Annotated in this window: 4 protein-coding genes; all 4 read left to right on the plus strand. The window is 40.0% G+C overall.

Annotated elements, in window-relative coordinates:
* The first annotated feature begins 235 nt into the window (after positions 1-235).
* The 4 genes from MTN96_RS36570 to MTN96_RS36585 all read left to right on the plus strand — a co-directional run bounded on the left by MTN96_RS36570 (position 236) and on the right by MTN96_RS36585 (position 3,974).
* Positions 236-940 (plus strand): DUF3581 domain-containing protein, encoded by a 705-nt coding sequence (locus MTN96_RS36570; protein WP_069440165.1) that lies wholly within the window; start codon positions 236-238, stop codon positions 938-940.
* A 92-nt stretch (positions 941-1,032) separates the two neighbouring features.
* Positions 1,033-2,280: a DEAD/DEAH box helicase gene (locus tag MTN96_RS36575; RefSeq protein ID WP_069440166.1), complete on the plus strand. Its 1,248-nt coding sequence runs from the start codon at positions 1,033-1,035 to the stop codon at positions 2,278-2,280.
* 256 nt (positions 2,281-2,536) lie between these two features.
* Positions 2,537-3,238, plus strand: a complete 702-nt coding sequence (locus MTN96_RS36580) for a hypothetical protein (RefSeq protein WP_069440167.1) — start codon at positions 2,537-2,539, stop codon at positions 3,236-3,238.
* Between the two features lie 70 nt (positions 3,239-3,308).
* Complete coding sequence (locus tag MTN96_RS36585; protein ID WP_069440168.1) at positions 3,309-3,974, plus strand: AbiV family abortive infection protein; 666 nt, start codon at positions 3,309-3,311, stop codon at positions 3,972-3,974.
* The last annotated feature ends 194 nt before the right edge of the window (positions 3,975-4,168 follow it).

The following is a 4,168-nucleotide window of genomic DNA, read 5'->3' on the forward strand; positions in this document are numbered from 1 at the left end:
GTGCTGGCAAAGACACAAAAATATCCGGTTAGATATAAACGAAAAAGCACCACTCGTTCTTAAACGAGTGGTGTTACTTAATTTAAGCGGCTTTTTACGTTTAAAAAGCCTCGAAATTATATGCTTGGCCATTACAAACAACCATTTGTAACCTTTATTAAACAGATTCGACCTCTCAAGATTTTTTTTCTGGTAGTATGGCTAGGTTATAAGCAGTTTAAGCAGTGAACACACTATGTTAAGTCCTTACTATCAGCAGCATGCTGATTATGTTTCAATTTCTCGTGAGCAAGGTTGTCGCTTTGCTAAATGTGTAGCCGACGACTACAACCCGCTTCATGATAAAGACGCTAAAAAGTTTTGCGCACCAGGAGACTTACTTTTTTCTCTAGTGTTAGACCGCTATGGCATTAGTGAGCGAATGGAGTTTACCTTTGCCGGTATGGTTGATGAAAATACCAAGCTAAATTTTCCAGAACAACCTGGAGAAGAGTTTGATGTAAACCATGGCGAAAAAGTAATTTTAAAGGTTAAACGCGACGGTAAAACCAGTAAATGCCCAACACTTACAAACAGTGTAATAAAAAATTATGTTGAGTTCTCAGGTGCTGCGTTCCCGCATGTAATTATTCCTTTAATGGGCAAGCAAGCGGTAATGATAAATCCTGCGCGGCCTATGATTATTTATGAATCAATGATAATTAACCTTAATAACATTGATATTAAATCACCGACCCTTGAGTTTGCTGAGCCAAGTTTTGAATACGCTGGTAAACGCGGCAAAATAACCTTGCGCTTTAATTTACTCGAAAACGGCGAAAAGGTGGGTTTTGGTGAAAAACACATGGTGGTATCGGGTATTCGTGAGTACTGTCAAAGCACCGTAGATGATTTAATTGCATTTTATAATGAGCGTAAAGCCACATTAAAACCGGCTTAAATACTTCATTTTACAAAGGGCGCTATTGAGCGCCTTTTTTATTACTAAAGCTCAGGTATAATAGCGTTCTTTGTTATTTTAAAGCCAAGCTTATGTCTGCCACATCGTTCTCATCACTAGCCCTAGACCCGTTACTATTAACGGCAATAGAGCAAAATAATTACACTACGCCTACCGCTATTCAGCACAAAACTATACCGCCAATTTTAGCGGGCAAAGACGTGATGGGCAGCGCTCAAACTGGCACCGGTAAAACAGCCGCTTTTGTTTTGCCGCTATTACATAAGCTTTTAAATTCCGCTAAAAAAGACGAACCAGGCATTGCCCGTGTGGTTATTTTAACGCCCACTAGGGAGCTTGCTCAGCAAGTATTTGCAAGCTTTGAAAAATACGCACAAGGTACAGATATAAAAGGTGCACTTGCCTATGGTGGCGCAAGCATTGGCCCGCAAATTAAAGCACTTAAAACAGCGCAAGTAATAGTGGCAACGCCAGGGCGCTTGCTTGATCATATAGTGAAAGGCAGTGTGGTGCTTTCAAGCGTGGACTCTTTAGTATTTGATGAAGCAGACCGTATGCTTGATATGGGTTTTATTGACGAAATTAGACGAATACTGCGTCACATCCCAGGCGATCGTCAAACCTTACTGTTTTCCGCCACCTTTGATGACAGTGTATTTGAGCTGAGTAAAAAATTGCTCAAAGACCCTGAGCTTATTGAAGTTGATAAGCGCAACTCTGCTGCTGTAGAGGTTGAACAAGTTATTTACGCAGTAGATGAAGACAGAAAGCGCGAACTGGTATCGCACATGATTGGCATGAAAAACTGGCGCCAAGTGCTTATATTCACCCGCACTAAACAAATGGCCGATAAGCTTGCCAAAGAAATGTGTAAAGATGGTTTAAAAACCGAATCTATTCATGGTGATAAATCACAGGGTGCTCGCGATCGCGCATTACAAAACTTTAAAGAGGGCAGTACGCGTGTATTAGTAGCCACCGATGTAGCGGCGCGCGGTTTAGACATACCGGCACTTAAATACGTAATTAACTTTGAATTGCCATACATAGCTGAAGATTATGTGCATCGTATTGGCCGTACAGGACGAGCTGGTGAGCAAGGCCTTGCTATGTCTTTAGTGAGCTTAGATGAGCAATGGCTACTTGAAGAAATTGAAGTACTGCTTGATACCCGCTTAACACCACAATGGCTTGAAGGCTATGAACCTGATTTAAATAAGCCACCAAAAGATAACCGCAAAAACACCAACAAAGCGCGTAAAGATCGCGATAAAAAACGTATTACAGGGCAAAGAGCGCCGAATAGAAGACGCAAGTAAAAGCTTAGGGCTTCACCTAACAGGCAGCTAAGAGCGATCTATAGTCATTCAGGAGATTTGCCGCCAGCTAAGTAAAGCTAAGAGGATACTTCCCCTTTTTCTACATGACGAAATAACTCATCCCAAGCATAATATATATAGCTAGCAATAACTTATGCTTTTTGCTATTAATAGGAGCTCATAAAATAAGGACATTTTTGCGCTAAAATAGGGAAAGTGTCTGCTGATAAAGCTGTTAGCTGTCTAGGAGAGTTCTGTGTTACCAGGAGATGTTTTATTAGTAACAGGTGAAGGAAAATTGTCTTCATCTCTTGTTGCATTGCAAAAAGTTATTTATCCAAAAGCTAGTTCAAGCCATGTTGAATTATGCTTGGGTGATGGCGTTTTTATACATTCTACAGGTGATAAAGGTGTTCACCTTACCCTGCTGATTGATGAAGATGTTGCTTGTAAAAATAGATGGAGAGTTATTAGACATAAATCTATTACAGGAGCAGGTTTGAGTACCGAAAAACTTCAAAAAGCAGCTATGTTTTTTTATGCCCAAGATTACAACAAAGTATTCATGGGGTCGGGAAATGATACGTCATCATTTTGCTCTGAACTTGTCGCTAAAGCCTATGATGGAGCCGGAATAGAAATTTTTGGAGGAAAAGCTCCTAGTAAAGTTACACCTGCACATTTTGATAAAGAAGCAGATAATTTGGAAGATTGGTTAGATGTTACCGAACAGTACAAAACTATTCTCGCTGATATGAAGGAAAATGAATTTCCCTACAGGCTTGCTGCTAATACATTAAGTACAGTAATGACGCGACGAAAAGCACATGAGCCATTCCGACAGAAAATCATTGAGCATTTTGAGAATGGATCACCAAAAAATCAAGAATTAGCTAAAAAAATGAGAGAGATGCTCGCGGGTAGAGAGTTAAAGTATTGGCACGAGAAAGACAGCTAACAAGAGCATGTTGGCAGACTGGTTTCCGAGCCAGCCGCAAATGCTGGCGTTATAACTCATAGGAGTGATCGTGAGTAAAAATTTGAGACAGTGGAAAAATACACTCAGTTCACGTGAAATTGCTGATGGAATGAACTTTGCTCAACAAAACGCTAACCGACTATTGAGAGACGCTGAAAAACTGTTTGAACTTGAAAGCTACCCGACAGCTTATTCGTTAGCTGTCTTAGCAATTGAAGAGGCTGGTAAAATTTCAATCTTACGTGAGTTAGCAGTCGCAAGAGATGGCAATGACGTCAAAGACGCTTGGAAAGCTTATCGCAGTCATACAAAAAAGAATATGATGTATGTATTTCCTTATTTGGTTGCAAATGGCTGTACAAAACTGCGTGACTTCGGTGGTATTTACTCCGAGAAAAACGATTTTCCAGCGCTACTAGACGAGCTAAAGCAAGTCGGATTTTATACAGATTGCTTAGGTCAAAAAAATTGGTCAGTTCCTAGTCAAGTAATCGACAAAGAAGCAGCTGATGATATTCTGAGAATTACTCGTATTTTGTGTAAGCATCAAACATATACACAAAAAGAGATTGAGCTTTGGATTAAACACATTAAACCTGTGTGGAAATCTTCAATGCCAGAAATGCAAATAGCTTTAAAGGCATGGTTCAACGAGATGCTCGATGAAGGTTTAGCGAAAGAATCTGATCTTCCCTTCGAAGAGTTTGTCGGCTAAATGAGTATAACAAAGCGTTTAAGGCAGCGTTCGCAACGCTTGGCACTTTCATGAGTATTGAAGGCCGGTGGGTTCAAATATTGACTTCACACATTAAGAATCTTCAATGTCTGCTCATGGCACAGACTGTGTAAAAACTAATTTTTAATAAATTGTCTTGGGTATGTTCTTAGTTTAAAACCATCTAGGATGGT

The sequence above is a fragment of the Pseudoalteromonas sp. 2CM28B genome (assembly GCF_023161935.1).

Excerpts from the sequence above, each read along its gene's own strand:
- MTN96_RS36570 (WP_069440165.1), top strand. The coding sequence starts at position 236 with ATGTTAAGTCCTTACTATCAGCAGCATGCTGATTATGTTTCAATTTCT.
- MTN96_RS36575 (WP_069440166.1), top strand. The coding sequence starts at position 1,033 with ATGTCTGCCACATCGTTCTCATCACTAGCCCTAGACCCGTTACTATTA.